This is a genomic window from Pseudomonas sp. MM213 (assembly GCF_020423045.1).
Lineage (GTDB): Bacteria > Pseudomonadota > Gammaproteobacteria > Pseudomonadales > Pseudomonadaceae > Aquipseudomonas > Aquipseudomonas migulae.
On record NZ_CP081943.1, the window covers coordinates 2,586,919 to 2,604,332 of the forward strand.

Sequence of the window (17,414 nt, forward strand, 5' to 3'; positions counted from 1 at the left end):
CCTTGGGGCATGCACTCAAAGCCCGGCTGCGGCCGGGCTGAAACACAAAAATAATTCGAGTGAAGTTATGAACATGCCAATTGCCAAAGCCGTGCTTGATCCCGTGCTGGACCCGCTGGAAACCGCCAGCATTGACGAACTCCGTCAGCACCAGCTGGAACGCCTGCGCTGGAGCCTCAACCACGCCTACAAAAATGTGCCGCTGTACCGTCAGCGCTTCGATGCACTGGGCGTGCACCCGGATGACATCAAATCCCTGGAAGACCTGGCGAAGTTTCCGTTCACCACCAAATCCGACCTGCGCGACAACTACCCCTACGGCATGTTTGCCGTGCCGATGCAGGACGTGGTGCGCCTGCACGCGTCCAGCGGCACCACCGGCAAACCGACCGTCGTCGGTTACACGCAGAACGACATCGACACCTGGGCCAACGTGGTCGCGCGCTCGATCCGCGCAGCCGGTGGCCGACGTGGCGACAAAGTGCACATTTCCTATGGCTACGGCCTGTTCACCGGCGGCCTCGGCGCGCACTACGGCGCCGAACGCCTGGGTTGCACGGTAATTCCGATGTCCGGCGGCCAGACTGAAAAGCAAGTGCAACTGATCAAGGATTTCCAGCCGGACATCATCATGGTCACGCCGTCGTACATGCTCAACATCGCCGATGAAATCGAGCGCCAGGGCATCGACCCGCACAAACTGGCCCTGCGCCTGGGAATCTTCGGTGCCGAGCCGTGGACCGGCGAACTGCGCAGCGCCATCGAGAACCGTTTGGGCATCACCGCACTGGACATCTACGGCCTCTCGGAAATCATGGGGCCGGGCGTCGCTATGGAATGCGCTGAAACCAAGGACGGCCCGACGATCTGGGAAGACCATTTCTACCCGGAAATCATCGACCCGGTTACCGGTGAAGTGCTGCCGGACGGGCAGATGGGCGAACTGGTGTTCACGTCCCTGAGCAAGGAAGCCTTGCCGATGATCCGCTACCGCACCCGCGACCTGACGCGCCTGCTGCCGGGGACTGCGCGGCCGATGCGGCGGATCGACAAGATTACCGGGCGTAGCGATGACATGTTGATCATTCGCGGGGTTAACGTGTTTCCGACGCAGATCGAGGAGCAGGTGCTGAAAATCAAACAGCTTTCAGAGTGTTATGAGATTCATCTGTATCGCAACGGGAACCTGGACAGCGTGGATGTGCATGTCGAGTTGAAGGCTGAACACCAGCACTTGAGCGATGAGCAGCAGAGGGCTGTTTGTGGCGAGTTGAGCAAGCACATCAAGACGTATATCGGGATCAGTTCGCGGATTGTTTTGCAGCCTCTGCATTCGATCAAGCGCTCTGAGGGCAAGGCTTGTCACGTGATGGACAAACGCCCGAAAGCATGACTGCTGCACCCTTTAAGCCCCGCTTTTGCGGGGCTTTTTTTGGGTGTACGCGCACGAACTCTGTGGGAGCGAGCCTGCTCGCGAAGGCTTTATAGGCAACCCGATTCTCGCGTATGTACCGCGATCTATTGTAGGAGCCGGCTTGCTGCGGGCGGCGTTCCGACGATGGCGGCCTGACAGCCGACCATTTTCTTTCGGGTGTATATATCCATTCCTGCGGTAACGGCCGCTAATGGTTTCGCCCTTACGGCGAGTCACTTGGAAGAGCCCCAAGTAACCAAGCGCTCTTGCCCCTTTCGTTCGGTGGCTCGCTAATGCTCGCCATGCCCTCGCTCCGGTCCTGCTCCGTGGGCCCGCCGCCATCGGCCATCCCTGGCCTGGGGCGGCTAACCCGGCATCCATGCCGGGTTGCCCACTGCGCAGAACCTGCGCTCGGCCTCTCGAGGGGGCGCTCAGATCAAAAGCTGAAGGCGAGCTAACGCTCGGCCTGATGAGTGGTGAGAAGCAAAAGCGTACGCGATTCCCTGTAGGAGCCGGCTTGCTGGCGATGGCGGTGGGTCAGTCGACGTTTGTATTGGCTGGACGGACGCTATCGCCGGCAAGCCAGCTCCTACAGGGTTCATGCGGGCTCCGAAAAGCCATGATTTCAGAGCCTCGCCTTCATGGAATCGCGAGAGAGCGCCCGGTCAACGGAGCGCCTGGCAGTGACGCGTCTGTCCAGCCTATCGATGTGAGCACCCAGCGCCGGGATCAGTCGCGCTTTGCGCATGTCGTCGAGCTTGGCCACCCCCAGCCAATAGATGAATGGCAGTACAAAGCCTCCTCCAAAATGACCAAACCACTTGGCGATAAACGATGACGGGACGATCAGCGCCACCAAAACCAGCCAGGACCAGGACAGCGGCTTGGCCATCTCCTTATAGATAACATCACTCGAACCCAAGGCATAACTGAGCGAAAGATGGTGATTGCGCAGCACTACCGGACACACATATTCCTTGTGTGAACTGCTTGCGTAGATCACGGAAACCTCATGACCTTTACGCAACTGGAAATCTTCAAAACCATATTCCAGACGGCGCTCTTCGCCCTCCTTCGTTCTGATCCAGATCACCCCACGGCTCGGCGTATTGCTGATCACCACCCCATGCTCGATGTGGAAATGAATCCTGACCTTACCGAAGGTGAAATCCTGCATGCCCACTCCTTGAAATTCCGTCACCGATGACGAGTCGCCCAGTCGGTAAGCGGCGGATGCTACTAAGGCGCCATCAGGCTGTCCAGAAACCGGACTTGCCCCGTACGTCGAAAGCGATACAAAAAAACATACGACACGATATTTTGTGTTTGATATTAAATTCTGTATCGCTTATAAAGTTCTCCATGCCCTCGATCAGATTCAAGGCGGGAGACCCCCAATGTACGCACAGCTCGTAGAAACCGGCGTTAAGCGCATCAAGGACCTGTCGGAAATGTCCGAACAGGAACGCGCCTTCCAGGAAAAAATCGATTCAGAAATCAAGATCGAAGCGAAAAACTGGATGCCTGATGCCTATCGCCAGACCCTGATCCGGCAGATCTCGCAGCACGCCCACTCGGAAATCGTCGGCATGCTGCCCGAAGGCAACTGGGTCACCCGCGCGCCATCGCTCAAACGCAAACTGCAATTGATGGCCAAGATTCAGGACGAAGCCGGCCACGGCCTGTACCTGTACAGCGCCATGGAAACCCTCGGCGCCGACCGCGACGAAGAAATCGCCAAGCTGCACAGCGGCAAGGCCAAGTACTCGAGCATCTTCAACTACCCAACCCTGAACTGGGCCGACATGGGCGCAGTGGGCTGGCTGGTGGACGGCGCCGCGATCGTCAATCAGGTGGTGTTGCAACGCACCTCATACGGCCCCTACTCCCGGGCCATGGTGCGCATCTGCAAGGAAGAAAGTTTCCACCAGCGCCAAGGCTACGAAATCCTTCTGACCATGATGCGCCACGGCAATCAGGCGCAAAAAGACATGGTCCAGGACGCGATCAACCGCCTGTGGTGGCCGTCGCTGATGATGTTCGGCCCGAGCGACGAACACTCGCCGAACAGCGCCCAGTCCATGGCCTGGAAAATCAAACGCCAGAGCAACGACGAACTGCGCCAGCGCTTCATCGACCAGACCATCCCGCAACTCGAATTGCTCGGTTGCACCTGCCCCGATCCGGACCTGAAGTGGAACGCCGAACGCGGCCATTACGACTTCGGTGAAATCCAGTGGAGCGAGTTCTACGAAGTGCTCAAGGGCAACGGCCCGTGCAACCAGGAACGCGTCGCCACTCGCCGCAAAGCCATTGAAGACGGCGCCTGGGTCCGCGAAGCCGCAGTTGCCCACGCCCGCAAAAAACAAAACAAGAACGCCGCCTGATTCGGCCACCTGATCTGGAGACACCGCCATGTCCGAATGGACCCTTTTCGAAGTCTTCGTGCGCAGCAAGCACGGCCTCAACCACAAGCACGTCGGCAGCGTGCATGCCGCCGACACCACCATGGCCATCGAGAACGCGCGTGAGTTGTACACCCGTCGCAGCGAAGGCGTGAGCCTGTGGGTCGTGCCGTCGGCACTGATCACCGCCTCGTCGCCGGATGAAAAAGATCCGCTGTTCGACCCGTCGGACGACAAGGTTTATCGCCATGCCAGCTTCTACGAGCTGCCGGCCGAAGTCGGGCACATGTGAGGTCGACCATGAATAACAACACCGATCTGATCGAATACCTGCTGCGCCTCGGCGACAGCGCCCTGATCCAGGGCCAGCGCCTGTGCCAATGGTGCGGCAAGGCGCCGGCGCTGGAAGAAGAACTGGCGCTGATGAATGTCGGCCTCGACCTCGTCGGCCAGGCGCGCAACTGGCTGGAATACGCCGCTGAACTGCTGGGCGACGATCGCGATGCCGATCACCTGGCGTTCCGTCGCGATGAGCGCGCCTATCGCAACCTGCTGCTGGTGGAACAACCCAACGGCGATTACGCGGTGACCATCCTCAAGCAGTTCCTGTATGACGCCTGGCACCTGGAAGTGCTTAAAGGTTTGAGCCAGTCCAGCGATGAGCGCATCGCCGGGATCGCTGCCAAAGCCGTAAAGGAAGTCACCTATCACCTGCGCCGCTCCGGCGAGTGGGTCGAGCGTCTGGGCGACGGCACCGAGGAAAGCCACAAGCGCATGCTCGCAGCGATCCCTGAGGTCTGGCGCTTTACCGTGGAACTGATCGCTGCCGATGACAGCGAACAGCGTCTGTGCGAAGCCGGCATCACCCCGGACATCGCCACCGTCGCCGCCGCGTGGCAAGCCAGGGTCAACGAGATTTTCGCCAGCGCCACCCTGCCGGTGCCTGCCGCGCCGAGCTATTTCTACCTGAATGCGCGCAAGGGCCTGCACACCGAACACCTCGGCATCCTGTTGGCGGAGATGCAATTCCTGCCACGAGCGTACCCCGATGCAACCTGGTGAGCTGATCGCCAGCGACCTCGGCGCCCGGCCGGCCCAACCGACGGACCTGGCCGCCGCGTGGGCGACCCTGGCGCAGGTCATGGACCCGGAAGTGCCGGTGGTCAGCGTGGTCGACCTCGGCATCGTGCGCGATCTCGACTGGCAAGCCGGCCACTTGCACGTGGTGGTCACGCCGACCTACTCCGGCTGCCCCGCCACCGAGGTGATTGAAAGCGACATCCGCGATGCGCTGGAGCTTGCCGGCTTCAGGGCACCGCAACTGGAACGCAAATTGACCCCGGCGTGGACCACCGACTGGATCACCGACATCGGCCGCGAACGCCTGCGCGCTTATGGCATCGCACCGCCCGACGGCAGCACCAGCAAACGCAGCCTGCTCGGCGAAAGCCCGGTGATCGTCTGCCCGCAATGCGGCAGCGCGCACACCGAAGTGCTCAGCGAGTTCGGTTCCACCGCGTGCAAGGCGTTGTACCGCTGCGTCGATTGCCGCGAGCCGTTCGACTATTTCAAGTGCATCTGAGCGGCGATCGGCCGTCCCAGCTGGAGAACAATAATGAGCAAATTTCACAGCCTGACCATCAAGGACGTGCGTGCCGAAACCCGTGACGCGGTGTCCATCGCCTTCGATATTCCGCAGCACCTGCAAGACAGTTTTCACTTCACCCAGGGCCAGCACCTGGTGATGCGCACGCAAATGGATGGCGAAGAAGTGCGTCGTTCGTATTCGATCTGCACCGGCGTCAATGACGGCGAACTGCGCGTCGCGATCAAGCGTGTGGCCGGCGGGCGTTTCTCCGCATTCGCCAATGAGCAGCTCAAGGCCGGGCATAGCCTGGAAGTGATGCCGCCGGCCGGGCACTTCTGCGTCGAGCTCGACCCACAACGCCACGGTCATTACCTGGCCGTGGCGGCGGGCAGCGGCATCACGCCGATCCTGTCGATCATCAAGACCACCCTGCAAACCGAACCGCATAGCCGCGTCACGCTGCTGTATGGCAACCGCTCAAGTTCCGGCGCGCTGTTCCGTGAACAGCTCGAAGATTTGAAAAACCGCTACTTGCAGCGTCTGAACCTGATCTTCGTGTTCAGCCGCGAGCAGCAGGATGTCGACCTGTACAACGGCCGGATCAACGCCGAGAAATGCGAGCAACTGTTCTCCCGCTGGCTCGATGTCAAAGCCCTCGATGCGGCATTCATCTGTGGCCCGCAGGAGATGACCGAAACCGTGCGCGACAGCCTCAAGGCCAAGGGCATGGCACCGGAGCGCATCCATTTCGAACTGTTCGCCGCCGCTGGCAGCCAGCAAAAACGCGAGGCTCGCGAGGCTGCACGGCAAGTTGATGCGGCGGTCAGCCAGATCACCGTTATCAGCGACGGCCGCGCGCTGGCCTTCGACCTGCCGCGCAACAGCCAGAGCATCCTCGATGCCGGCAACGCCCAGGGCGCCGAACTGCCTTACTCGTGCAAGGCCGGCGTGTGCTCGACATGCAAATGCAAGGTCATCGAAGGCGAAGTGGAAATGGACAGCAACCACGCCCTGGAAGACTACGAAGTGGCTGCCGGTTACGTGCTGTCGTGCCAGGCGTATCCGGTCAGCGACAAAGTCATCCTGGATTTCGACCAACTCTGATTATCCGGCAAACACGGAACCTGTAGGAGCGAGGCTTGCCCGCGAAGACTGACCATCAGACGACATCAATGTTGAATCTGCCGGCCTCTTCGCGGGCAAGCCTCGCTCCTACAGAGACCGGGGCGCCCCCGAGAACCTGCTTCACCCCACAACAAAAACAACAACAGAGAGCGTGCCATGACACCCACAGACGTAGAACTCATCCGCCAGCACCCCGATTTCATCCAGCTGGTTCGTCGCAAACAAAACCTGTACTGGTCGCTGTCGCTGATCATGCTGGTGATCTATTTCGGCTTCGTGTTGCTGGTGGCGTTCTCCCCCGCCACCCTCGGCCAATCCTTGAGCGGCGGTGTGACCTCGGTGGGCATGCTGGTCGGTGTGGTGATCGTGGTATTGGCCTTCGCGCTGACCGGTTTCTACGTCTATCGCGCCAACAACGTGATTGATCCGCTCAACGAAAAACTGAAACAGGAGTGCGCCCGATGAGCCGTCTCCTGGCGTTGTTCCTGTTGCCGCTGGCAGCGGTCACCGACTTCGCGGTCGCCGCCGACGGCGCGTCCCGCCCATTGAACTGGAACGCCATCGGCATGTTCCTGGTGTTCGTGCTGTTCACCCTCGGCGTCACGCGTTGGGCCGCATTGCGTACCCGTTCCGCCAGCGACTTCTACACCGCAGGCGGTGGCATGACTGGCTTCCAGAACGGCCTGGCGATTGCCGGCGACATGATCTCGGCGGCGTCCTTCCTCGGCATCTCGGCGATGATGTTTCTCAATGGCTACGACGGCTTGCTCTACGCGCTGGGCGTGTTGGCGGGCTGGCCGATCATCCTGTTCCTGATCGCTGAGCGCCTGCGCAACCTCGGCAAATATACGTTCGCCGACGTGGTCTCTTATCGCCTGGAACAAACCCCGGTGCGCCTGACCTCGGCGTTCGGCACCCTGACCGTCGCGTTGATGTACCTGGTGGCGCAGATGGTCGGTGCCGGCAAGCTGATCGAGTTGCTGTTCGGCATCGACTACCTCTACGCGGTGATGCTGGTCGGTGTGTTGATGGTGTTCTACGTGACCTTCGGCGGCATGCTCGCCACCACGTGGGTGCAGATCATCAAAGCGGTGATGCTGCTGTTCGGCACCACGTTCATGGCGTTCATGGTGCTCAAGCATTTCGGTTTCAGCACCGAAGCGATGTTCGCCGGCGCCACTGCCGTGCACGCCAAGGGCAGCGCGATCATGGCGCCTGGTGGTTTGCTGTCGAACCCGATCGATGCGATCTCGCTGGGCTTGGGCATGATGTTCGGCACCGCCGGCCTGCCGCATATCCTGATGCGTTTCTTCACCGTCAGCGATGCCAAGGAAGCACGTAAAAGCGTGTTCTACGCCACCGGTTTCATCGGTTACTTCTACTTGCTGCTGATCATCGTCGGCTTCGGCGCCATCGTCATGGTCGGCACCGATCCTGCGTTCCGCGATGCCAGCGGCGCGATCATCGGCGGCGGCAACATGATTGCCGTGCACCTGGCGCAAGCCGTGGGCGGCAACCTGTTCCTCGGCTTCATCTCGGCGGTGGCCTTCGCCACCATTCTGGCGGTGGTTGCAGGCCTGGCGTTGTCCGGTGCCTCGGCAGTGTCCCACGATTTGTATGCCTGCGTGATGCGCAAGGGACAGGCCACCGAGCAGCAGGAAATCCGCGTGTCGCGCATTGCCACGCTGTGCATCGGCGTGCTGGCGATCATCCTCGGCCTGCTGTTCGAATCGCAGAACATTGCGTTCCTTTCCGGCCTGGTGCTGGCCATCGCCGCGTCGGTGAATTTCCCGGTGCTGTTCCTTTCGATGTACTGGAAAGGCCTGACCACTCGCGGCGCGGTCACCGGCAGCCTGACGGGGCTGGTCTCGGCGATTGTCCTGCTGGTACTGAGCCCGGCGGTGTGGGTCAACGTGCTGCATCACGACAAGGCGCTGTTCCCGTACTCCAACCCGGCGCTGTTTTCCATGAGCCTCGCGTTTTTCAGTGCCTGGCTGTTTTCGGTCACCGACACCTCGCCGCGAGCGGCCCTTGAGCGCGGCCGCTACCTGGCGCAGTTCATCCGTTCGATGACCGGCATCGGTGCCTCCGGCGCCAGCAAGCACTAATCACGACCGACTGATGGCAGGGAATAAAAACAATGAAGCCCGCACGTTCTGCACCTTACGAATCACTGTTTTCGCTGGCCGCCGCATTGAGTCTGCCCATGGTCGCCCCCAGCGCCATGGCTGACTTCATCGATGACAGCAAGGCCCGTATTGAAATGCGCAACCACTACATCAATCGCGATTTCCGTCAGGACAACGCGGCGCAATCCAAGGCTGAAGAATGGGCGCAGGGTTTCACCGCGCGCATCGAGTCCGGGTTCACCGACGGTACTTTAGGCTTCGGTCTCGATGCGTTGGGGGAGCTGGGATTGAAACTCGACTCCAGCCCGGATCGCCGTGGCACCGGGCTACTGCCCTTCGGTCCGAAAAGCCATGAGCCGGCGGACGAGTTCAGCGAGCTGGGGCTGACCGGCAAGCTGCGGGTGTCGAAAAGCGTGTTGAAGCTCGGCACCCTGCAACCCCTGCTGCCGGTGGCGACTTACAACGACACCCGCCTGCTCGGTTCTACCTTTGAGGGCGGCTTGCTGACCAGCCAGGAAATCAGTGGCCTGACGCTGAATACCGGGCGCCTGACCAAGGCCAACCTGCGGGATTCCTCCAGCAACGATGACATCGGTTACGCCGCCGCCAGCAGTGATCACTTCGACTTTGCCGGTGGCAGCTACGCGTTCAGTCCGCAACTGAACCTGAGTTATTACTACGGCAAGCTCGATCAGATTTATCGCCAGCAATTTGTCGGGTTGGTGCATACCCAGCCGCTGGGCAACGGTTTCAATCTGCGCAGCGACTTGCGCTATTTCGACAGCCGGGGCGACGGCGCCGAACGCGCCGGGCGCATCGACAACCGCAACTTCAACAGCATGTTCACCGTGTCCCACGGTGCCCACAAGGTCAGCGCCACGTACCAGCAATTGTCCGGCGACAGTGCCTTTCCGTTCCTCAACGGCGGCGATCCGTACGTGGTCAACCTGGTGACCTTCAACACCTACACCCGGGCCGACGAGGACTCCTGGCAGTTGCGTTACGACTACGACTTCGCGGCGCAAGGCATTCCCGGCCTGACCTTCATGACCCGCTACACCGACGGGCGCCACGTCAAGGCCGGCACCGTCGACAACGGCCGTGAGCGCGAGCGCGACACCGACATCAGTTACGTCATCCAGAGCGGCGTGTTCAAGGACGTCAGCCTGCGCTGGCGCAACGTGACCTTCCGCTCCGGCAATGGCCTGAACACCGCCCTCGATGAAAACCGGCTGATCGTCGGTTACACCGTGGCGCTTTGGTAATCCCTGAAGGGCGCGGTTACCGCCGCGCCAACACCTTTCACAACCTGGAGGAATCGTGATGTCTCACGCCCCTACCCTGCAAAGTTTCATCGCCGGTCGCTGGATCGGCCAACACGGTGCCCAGGTGCTGCGCAGCGCCATCGACGGCCACGAGATTGCACGCACCCACGAGGAACGCCCGGACTTCGCCGAAGCCGTCGAGCACGGTCGTCGCCAAGGCATCAGCGGCTTGATGGCGCTGGACTTCCAGCAACGGGCGCAACGCCTCAAGGCACTGGCCTTGTACCTGAGCGAACGCAAGGAACAGCTTTACGCGATCTCCCACCACAGCGGCGCCACCCGTGCCGACAGCTGGATCGATATCGAGGGCGGCAACAGCACGCTGTTCACCTACGCCAGCCTCGGCTCGCGGGAACTGCCGTCGGGCAACATCGTCCACGAAGGCCCGGCGATGCAGCTGAGCAAGCTCGGCACCTTCGCCGGCACGCACATTCTGGTGCCGCGCGGTGGTCTTGCGGTGCACATCAATGCGTTCAACTTCCCGATCTGGGGCATGCTGGAAAAATTCGCGCCGAGCTTTCTCGCCGGCATGCCGTGCATCGTCAAACCGGCCAGCGCCACCAGCTACCTGACCGAAGCCGTGGTGCGGCTGATGGACGAATCCGGCTTGCTACCGGCGGGCAGCCTGCAACTGATCATCGGCAGCACCGGTGACTTGCTCGACCGCCTGCAAGGCCAGGACGTGGTGACGTTCACCGGTTCCGCCGACACCGCAGCCAAGCTGCGCGTCAATCCGAACCTGATCCGCAACTCGGTGCCGTTCAACGCCGAAGCCGACTCGCTGAACTGCGCGATCCTCGCCCCGGACGTGACCCCGGACGACGAAGAGTTCGAGCTGTTCATCAAGGAAGTCGCACGGGAAATGACCACCAAGGCCGGGCAGAAATGCACCGCCATCCGCCGCGCCATCGTGCCGGCCAAACACATCGATGCCGTCGCGACCCGTTTGCGCGACCGTCTGAAGAAAGTCGTGGTCGGCGACCCGTCGGTGGAAGGCGTGCGCATGGGTGCACTGGCCTCTCACGATCAGCAAAAAGACGTCGCCGAGCGCCTGGAAAGCCTGCTGCAAAGCAGCGACCTGCTGTTTGGCGCTCGCGACGGTTTTGAGCCGCGTGGCGAAAACGTCAGCCAGGGTGCGTTCTTCGCGCCGACCCTGTTGCAGGCCCGCGACCCGCACGCTGAAGGCGGCGCGCACGACATCGAAGCGTTCGGCCCGGTCAGCACGCTGATGGCCTACGACGACCTCGACGAAGCACTGGCCCTGGCCGCGCGCGGCAAAGGCAGCCTGGTGGCGAGTCTGATCACCAAGGACCCGCAGATCGCCGCCAAAGCCATTCCTGTCGCGGCGGCCTGGCACGGTCGCTTGCTGGTGCTGGACCGCGAATCCGCCGCAGAATCCACCGGCCACGGCTCGCCCCTGCCACAACTCAAGCATGGCGGGCCGGGTCGTGCCGGTGGCGGTGAAGAGCTCGGTGGTCTGCGCGCAGTGAAACACTACCTGCAACGCGCCGCCGTGCAAGGCTCGCCGACCATGCTCGCCGCCGTCACCGGTGAATACGTGCGTGGCGCCAAGGTCATCGAGACCGAGGTGCATCCGTTCCGCCGGTTCTTCCAGGACCTGCAGATCGGCGAATCGCTGCTGACCCACCGTCGCACCGTGACCGAGGCCGATCTGGTGAACTTCGGTTGCCTGTCCGGCGATCACTTCTACATGCACTTCGACGAGATCGCCGCCAAGGAATCGCAATTCGGCAAACGCATCGCCCACGGTTACTTCGTGCTGTCGGCGGCGGCCGGTCTGTTCGTCTCCCCGGCGCCAGGCCCGGTGCTGGCCAACTACGGCCTGGATACGTTGCGCTTCATCAACCCGGTGGGCATCGGCGACACCATCCAGGCGCGCCTGACCTGCAAACGCAAAATCGATCAGGGCAAAAAGAGCCCGCAAGGCATTCCACAGGGCGTGGTGGCATGGGACGTGGAAGTCACCAACCAGCTGGGTGAACTGGTCGCCAGTTACGACATCCTCACGCTGGTCGTCAAACGCGAGGGTTAACGCAGGCCTGTAGACGCTGGCTTGCTGGCGATGGCGTCCGCATGATCGATGCCAATCCAAAGGCCCCATCGCCAGCAAGCCGGCTCCTACAAGGGGTTTGTGTGAACGCCAGTTTCAACGTTCACACCGATCCACTGTAGGAGCCGGCTTGCTGGCGATGACGGCCGCATGATCGATGCACATCCCAAGGCCCCATCGCCGGCAAGCCGGTTCCTACAAGGGGCTTTCTGCGAGTTCCTGTTACAACGCCTTCGCACTGGTTTTTGCAAGTGACTGTGCGTTTATTGCCTTCTTCAAGGACATGACCGGCATCACCCCTGGCCACTGGCGAAAATAAGCACCTGACGATCGGCAGCAGAAATTAATTGCGACCAAATATTACATACGTCATATTACGTACGTAATTAAACGCCGATTCCCACAGGTAATCCTCCATGACCAGCATGCCCAGCCTTGAACCCGACGTTGCCGTTGCGGTGAGCACACCCAAGCCTCCCCTGCTCAAGCGCCTGATCCTGCTGACGCTGGCCATTGCCGCCCTGGTATGTGCAGGCCTTTACGCCACCCATTGGTGGACCGCCGGGCGTTTCATCGAAGAAACCGACGACGCCTACATTGGCGGCGACGTGACGGTGATCGGGCCGAAGGTCGCGGGTTACATCGAAGAGGTGATGGTCAGCGACAACCAGAAAGTGAAGGCCGGCGATGTGCTTATCCGCCTCGATTCCCGTGACTACCGCGCCAACCTGGCCAAGGCCGAAGGCGCGGTGGCTGCGCAAGAAGCCTTGCTGGCCAACCTCGACGCCACCGAACAACTGCAACACGCAGTGATCGGTCAGGCCCGTGCGGGGATCGACGCCACCGGCGCTGAAACCGCCCGCTCGCGGGACGACAATGCACGCTACAAACGCCTGGTCGGCAGCAACGCTGTCTCCGTGGAAAGTGCGCAACGGGCCGACGCCACCTTCAAGACCGCCCAGGCGCTGAGTGCTCGGGCCCAGGCTGAACTGCTGGCGGCGCAACGCCAATTGAACGTGATCGACACTCAGAAACAGCAAGCACGTGCCGCGCTGATGCAGGCCAAGGCCGAACGAGACCTGGCGCAATTGAACGTCGGTTACACCGAGTTGCGCGCACCGATGGATGGCGTGATCGGCAATCGCCGGGCGCGTGTCGGTGCGTATGCGCAGGCCGGTTCGCAGCAGTTGTCGGTGGTGCCGGCCAGCGGGCTGTGGGTCGATGCCAACTTCAAGGAAGACCAACTGGCGCACATGACACCGGGCCAACCAGTGATCATTCACGCCGACGTGCTCTCGGGGCAGGTATTCCACGGGCACCTCGACAGCCTCGCGCCAGCCAGCGGTTCGCAGTTCAGCGTGTTGCCACCGGAAAACGCCACCGGCAACTTCACCAAAATCGTGCAGCGAGTGCCAGTGCGGATCGTGCTCGATCCTGCCGACGGCGTGCTTGGGCATCTGCGTCCGGGCCTGTCGGTGACCGCTGAAGTCGACACACGCAAGGAGCCTGAAACGCCTGCCGTGGCCAGCGCGCCATGAGCCGCGCCCTCGCCGCCCCCGCGCAGCCGTTCAACGCCGCCAGCATGGCAACGGCGACCAAGGTGTTCGCCTTCGCCACCATGTGCATCGGCATGTTCATTGCCCTGCTGGATATCCAGATCGTCTCGGCTTCATTGCGCGATATCGGCGGCGGGTTGTCGGCGGGCACTGACGAAACGGCGTGGGTGCAAACCAGCTACCTGATCGCCGAAATCATCGTGATTCCGCTGTCCGGCTGGCTCTCCCGCGTGTTCTCGACCCGCTGGCTGTTCTGCGCATCCGCGGTGGGTTTCACCCTGGCCAGCCTGCTCTGCGGCGCGGCCTGGAACATTCAGAGCATGATCGCCTTCCGCGCCCTGCAAGGGTTTCTTGGCGGTTCGATGATCCCGCTGGTGTTCACCACGGCGTTCTTTTTCTTCACCGGCAAACAACGGGTGATCGCCGCCGCGACCATCGGCGCGGTGGCGTCCTTGGCACCGACACTGGGACCGGTGATTGGTGGCTGGATCACCGACGTTTCCTCCTGGCACTGGCTGTTCTACATCAACCTGGTGCCGGGGATTTTTGTTGCGGTGGCGGTGCCGATGCTGGTGAAGATCGATCAGCCGGAACTGTCGCTGCTCAAGGGCGCCGACTATTTGAGCATGGTGTTTCTGGCACTGTTTCTCGGCTGCCTGGAATACACCCTCGAAGAAGGCCCGCGCTGGAACTGGTTCAGTGACCGCACGATTCTGACCACCGCATGGATCAGCGGCCTGGCTGGCCTGGCGTTCATCGGCCGGACCTTGCACGTGGCCAACCCGATCGTCGATTTGCGCGCCCTCAAAGACCGCAACTTCGCCCTCGGCTGCTTCTTCTCGTTTGTCACCGGGATCGGCCTGTTTGCCACGATTTACCTGACGCCGCTGTTTCTCGGTCGGGTGCGGGGTTATGGCGCGCTGGACATTGGTCTGGCGGTTTTCTCCACCGGGGTGTTCCAGATCATGGCGATTCCGCTGTACGCCTTTCTGGCCAACCGCATCGATCTGCGCTGGGTCATGATGACCGGCCTTGGGTTATTCGCTTTGTCGATGTGGGATTTCAGCCCGATCACCCATGACTGGGGAGGCAAGGAATTGATGCTGCCGCAAGCGCTGCGCGGAATTGCCCAGCAACTGGCGGTGCCGCCAGCGGTCACCTTGACCCTCGGCGGCTTGGCACCGGCCCGACTCAAACACGCTTCCGGGCTGTTCAACCTGATGCGCAACCTGGGCGGAGCCATTGGCATCGCCGCCTGCGCGACGATCCTTAATGACCGCACCAACCTGCACTTCACACGATTGGCGGAAAACCTCAACAGCACCAACGAAGCCCTGAATCAATGGCTTTCCCAGGTCGGCAACAAATTCGCCACGCTCGGCCAAAGCGGTGACGCGGGTGTCACCGCCAGCCTGCACCAGTTATGGCTGCTGACCTACCGCGAAGCGCAGACGCAAACCTACGGCGATGCGTTTCTGATGATCATGGTCTGCTTCATCATCGCCACGGCGATGGTGCCCTTGATGCGCAAGGTGCAACCACCGGCCGCGCCTTCAGCGGACGCTCACTGATCAGGCCTGAGGCGTTTTACGGAAGCCTACGGCCAGACGGTTCCAGCTATTGATGGTGGAAATCGCCACGGTCAGGTCGACCATTTCCTTGGGGCTGAACTGCGCAGCGACCACTTCGTAGTCTTCGTCCGGAGCGTGGGTCAGGCTCAGTTGGGTCAGGGACTCGGTCCAGAGCAACGCAGCACGTTCGCGCTCGGTGAAGAACGGGGCCTCGCGCCAGGCGGTCACGGCGAACAGGCGACGCGGGGTTTCGCCGCCCTTGATCGCATCGGCGGTGTGCATGTCGATGCAGAAGGCGCAGCCATTGATTTGCGAAGCACGCAACTTGACCAGTTCGATCAGGGTCTTTTCCAGAGGCAGCTTCGAAACGGCGGTTTCCAGGGCGATCATGGCTTTGAGGGCATCAGGGGACGCGGTGTAGAAATCGATACGGGGTTTCATGGCAGGCTCCGGGAGCAAGTGGGGGTGGAGCTAAGTTAGTCCTGCAGGCCGGCTGCTGGAATATCCAATTTCTCAGAAGTCGAGTAGACCGCCGCCGCCCTTGTAGGAGCCGGCTTGCTGGCGATGCGGGCAACTCGGAGCAAATTGATGAGTGAGGTGATGCTATCGCCAGCAAGCCGGCTCCTACAGGGGGGCGAAAAATAGTCTGTCGGGCGGATTGCCAGCACTCGGTCCTCGCCACTAGAATGCGATCAATTCTTAATTGCATCAGGCCAGGACGCCGGAAAAGAGTATCAGCCCCCCATGTCGTCAGCCGACCAGCCTTTGAACCAGCAAATCCATACCCTCTACAGCGAACACCACGGTTGGCTTCAGGGATGGCTGCAGCGAAAACTCGGTAATCGCTGCGACGCGGCGGACCTGGCCCACGATACGTTCCTGCGTTTGCTGACCCGGCAAGTCGTCAAGCCCTGGGGCAGCGAGCCCCGGGCACTGCTGACGCACATCGCCAAGGGCCTGGTGATTGATCGCTGGCGTCGACAGGACATCGAACGCGCTTATCTGGAGACCATTGCCCACCTGCCAGCCACAGAGGTGCCATCACCGGAAACCCGCCTGCTGATTCTCGAAACCCTGATGCGCATCGAAGCGCTGCTGCGCGAATTGCCGGCCATCACTCGCGAAACCTTTCTGCTGTCACAGATCGAAGGGCTGACCTACCACCAGATCGCCGCACGCCTGAATGTGTCGCTGATCACCGTCAAACGGCACATGCGCACTGCGTTCATTACCTGCCTGAGTGTCGCCTGATGAATTCGTCGATGATCAACCCGCACATTCTCGGCGAAGCCGCCGACTGGCTGGTGCAGTTGCATTCAGGCAGCGCGACGCCGTCCGACCATCACGCCATTGCCCAATGGCGCAATCGCAGTGCCGAACATGCGCTGGCCTGGCAACGGGCCGAAGCGCTGCTCGGAGAATTTCGCAGTGTGCCGGCCAACCTGGCCATCCAGACCCTCCAGCGAGCGGCACGCAAGGATGGTCTGAGCCGCCGCCAGACCCTCACGCGTATTGGCTTGCTGCTGATGGCCGGCCCCTTGGGCATCGCCTCGCAACACGCGTCCTGGCAACAATGGACCGCCGATCAGCGCACGGCAGTGGGCGAACAGAAAAACCTGCAACTGCCCGATGGCAGTCAGGTGCTGCTCAACACCGAAAGTGCGGTGGACATTGCCTTTACCCCGCGTGAACGCCGAGTGGTGCTGCTGGATGGCGAAGTGTTGATCAGCACCGCCAAGGATCCCGGCGCCCGGCCCTTTATCGTCGAAACCCCGCAAGGCATCGCCCGTGCGCTGGGTACGCGGTTTTGCGTGCGCATCACTGGCTCGAGAAGCCAGGTGTCGGTGCTCGAAGGGCTGGTGGAAGTCACGCCGCAGTTGCTCCAGCAGAGCACGACGCTCAAGGCCGGTGAGCGTCAGAGCTTCAAGCTCAATCGCCTCGACCCGCTCGAACCTTTCGACACCAGCGCCCTGGCCTGGGACAAGGGCATGTTGCTGGCGAGCAATATGCGCCTGGACGAATTGCTCGGCGAATTGAGCCGCTATCGCCCCGGCGTGTTGCGTTGTCATGCGGATGTCGCGGGGTTGCGGGTGTCGGGGGCGTTTTCCTTGCGTGACACCGATGCCAGCCTGCGTCTGCTCAGCGATACGTTGCCGCTGAAAATCAGCAGCCTGACCCGCTACTGGCTGTCGGTCGAGCCCCGGGCCTGAGTGCGCTGAAAAACTATTTC

General features: G+C 61.5%; 16 protein-coding genes. 14 read left to right on the forward strand and 2 right to left on the reverse strand.

The window, feature by feature from the left end; all coding sequences use genetic code 11:
• Nucleotides 1-67: 67 nt before the first annotated feature.
• Nucleotides 68-1,393, forward strand: coding sequence for a phenylacetate--CoA ligase PaaK (paaK, locus tag K5R88_RS11820; RefSeq protein ID WP_008025272.1), 1,326 nt, complete (start codon nucleotides 68-70; stop codon nucleotides 1,391-1,393).
• 646 nt (nucleotides 1,394-2,039) lie between these two features.
• Here paaK and K5R88_RS11825 read toward each other — a convergent pair.
• Nucleotides 2,040-2,591, reverse strand: coding sequence for a hypothetical protein (locus K5R88_RS11825; protein ID WP_223449778.1), 552 nt, complete (start codon nucleotides 2,589-2,591; stop codon nucleotides 2,040-2,042).
• A gap of 220 nt (nucleotides 2,592-2,811) precedes the next feature.
• On the opposite strand from K5R88_RS11825, the gene paaA reads away from it, so the two are divergent.
• From paaA to K5R88_RS11880, 11 genes are all read left to right on the forward strand, one after another.
• On the forward strand, nucleotides 2,812-3,801 hold the full coding sequence (paaA, locus tag K5R88_RS11830) for a 1,2-phenylacetyl-CoA epoxidase subunit PaaA (protein WP_008032385.1): 990 nt from the start codon (nucleotides 2,812-2,814) through the stop codon (nucleotides 3,799-3,801).
• A 28-nt stretch (nucleotides 3,802-3,829) separates the two neighbouring features.
• Entirely contained in the window at nucleotides 3,830-4,111 is a 282-nt protein-coding gene (paaB, locus tag K5R88_RS11835) for a 1,2-phenylacetyl-CoA epoxidase subunit PaaB (protein WP_007943393.1), read from the forward strand.
• A gap of 8 nt (nucleotides 4,112-4,119) precedes the next feature.
• Nucleotides 4,120-4,881 (forward strand): 1,2-phenylacetyl-CoA epoxidase subunit PaaC, encoded by a 762-nt coding sequence (paaC, locus tag K5R88_RS11840; RefSeq protein ID WP_223449779.1) that lies wholly within the window; start codon nucleotides 4,120-4,122, stop codon nucleotides 4,879-4,881.
• Complete coding sequence (gene paaD, locus K5R88_RS11845) at nucleotides 4,868-5,401, forward strand: 1,2-phenylacetyl-CoA epoxidase subunit PaaD (RefSeq protein WP_008032381.1); 534 nt, start codon at nucleotides 4,868-4,870, stop codon at nucleotides 5,399-5,401. The genes paaC and paaD overlap by 14 nt, the downstream gene beginning before the upstream one ends.
• 33 nt (nucleotides 5,402-5,434) lie before the next feature.
• The gene (gene paaE, locus K5R88_RS11850; RefSeq protein ID WP_008032379.1) at nucleotides 5,435-6,511 is read left to right on the forward strand and encodes a 1,2-phenylacetyl-CoA epoxidase subunit PaaE; all 1,077 of its coding nucleotides are present in this window, start codon (nucleotides 5,435-5,437) and stop codon (nucleotides 6,509-6,511) included.
• A gap of 177 nt (nucleotides 6,512-6,688) precedes the next feature.
• On the forward strand, nucleotides 6,689-6,997 hold the full coding sequence (locus K5R88_RS11855; protein ID WP_008032377.1) for a DUF485 domain-containing protein: 309 nt from the start codon (nucleotides 6,689-6,691) through the stop codon (nucleotides 6,995-6,997).
• Nucleotides 6,994-8,640: a cation acetate symporter gene (locus K5R88_RS11860; RefSeq protein ID WP_008032374.1), complete on the forward strand. Its 1,647-nt coding sequence runs from the start codon at nucleotides 6,994-6,996 to the stop codon at nucleotides 8,638-8,640. Before K5R88_RS11855 ends, K5R88_RS11860 begins: the two co-directional genes overlap by 4 nt.
• Before the next feature lie 32 nt (nucleotides 8,641-8,672).
• Nucleotides 8,673-9,926: an OprD family porin gene (locus K5R88_RS11865; protein WP_192228897.1), complete on the forward strand. Its 1,254-nt coding sequence runs from the start codon at nucleotides 8,673-8,675 to the stop codon at nucleotides 9,924-9,926.
• Between the two features lie 58 nt (nucleotides 9,927-9,984).
• The gene (gene paaZ / locus K5R88_RS11870) at nucleotides 9,985-12,039 is read left to right on the forward strand and encodes a phenylacetic acid degradation bifunctional protein PaaZ (protein ID WP_226300003.1); all 2,055 of its coding nucleotides are present in this window, start codon (nucleotides 9,985-9,987) and stop codon (nucleotides 12,037-12,039) included.
• Nucleotides 12,040-12,473: 434 nt separating this feature from the next.
• Nucleotides 12,474-13,595 (forward strand): HlyD family secretion protein, encoded by a 1,122-nt coding sequence (locus K5R88_RS11875; RefSeq protein WP_226300004.1) that lies wholly within the window; start codon nucleotides 12,474-12,476, stop codon nucleotides 13,593-13,595.
• The gene (locus K5R88_RS11880) at nucleotides 13,592-15,184 is read left to right on the forward strand and encodes a DHA2 family efflux MFS transporter permease subunit (RefSeq protein WP_226300005.1); all 1,593 of its coding nucleotides are present in this window, start codon (nucleotides 13,592-13,594) and stop codon (nucleotides 15,182-15,184) included. Before K5R88_RS11875 ends, K5R88_RS11880 begins: the two co-directional genes overlap by 4 nt.
• On the opposite strand, the gene K5R88_RS11885 is transcribed toward K5R88_RS11880, so the two are convergent.
• Nucleotides 15,185-15,625, reverse strand: coding sequence for a carboxymuconolactone decarboxylase family protein (locus K5R88_RS11885; protein ID WP_008040019.1), 441 nt, complete (start codon nucleotides 15,623-15,625; stop codon nucleotides 15,185-15,187).
• Nucleotides 15,626-15,928: 303 nt separating this feature from the next.
• On the opposite strand from K5R88_RS11885, the gene K5R88_RS11890 reads away from it, so the two are divergent.
• Together K5R88_RS11890 and K5R88_RS11895 are read left to right on the forward strand one after the other, a co-directional pair.
• Complete coding sequence (locus tag K5R88_RS11890) at nucleotides 15,929-16,435, forward strand: sigma-70 family RNA polymerase sigma factor (RefSeq protein ID WP_223449785.1); 507 nt, start codon at nucleotides 15,929-15,931, stop codon at nucleotides 16,433-16,435.
• On the forward strand, nucleotides 16,435-17,394 hold the full coding sequence (locus K5R88_RS11895; RefSeq protein WP_207286040.1) for a FecR domain-containing protein: 960 nt from the start codon (nucleotides 16,435-16,437) through the stop codon (nucleotides 17,392-17,394). The genes K5R88_RS11890 and K5R88_RS11895 overlap by 1 nt, the downstream gene beginning before the upstream one ends.
• The last annotated feature ends 20 nt before the right edge of the window (nucleotides 17,395-17,414 follow it).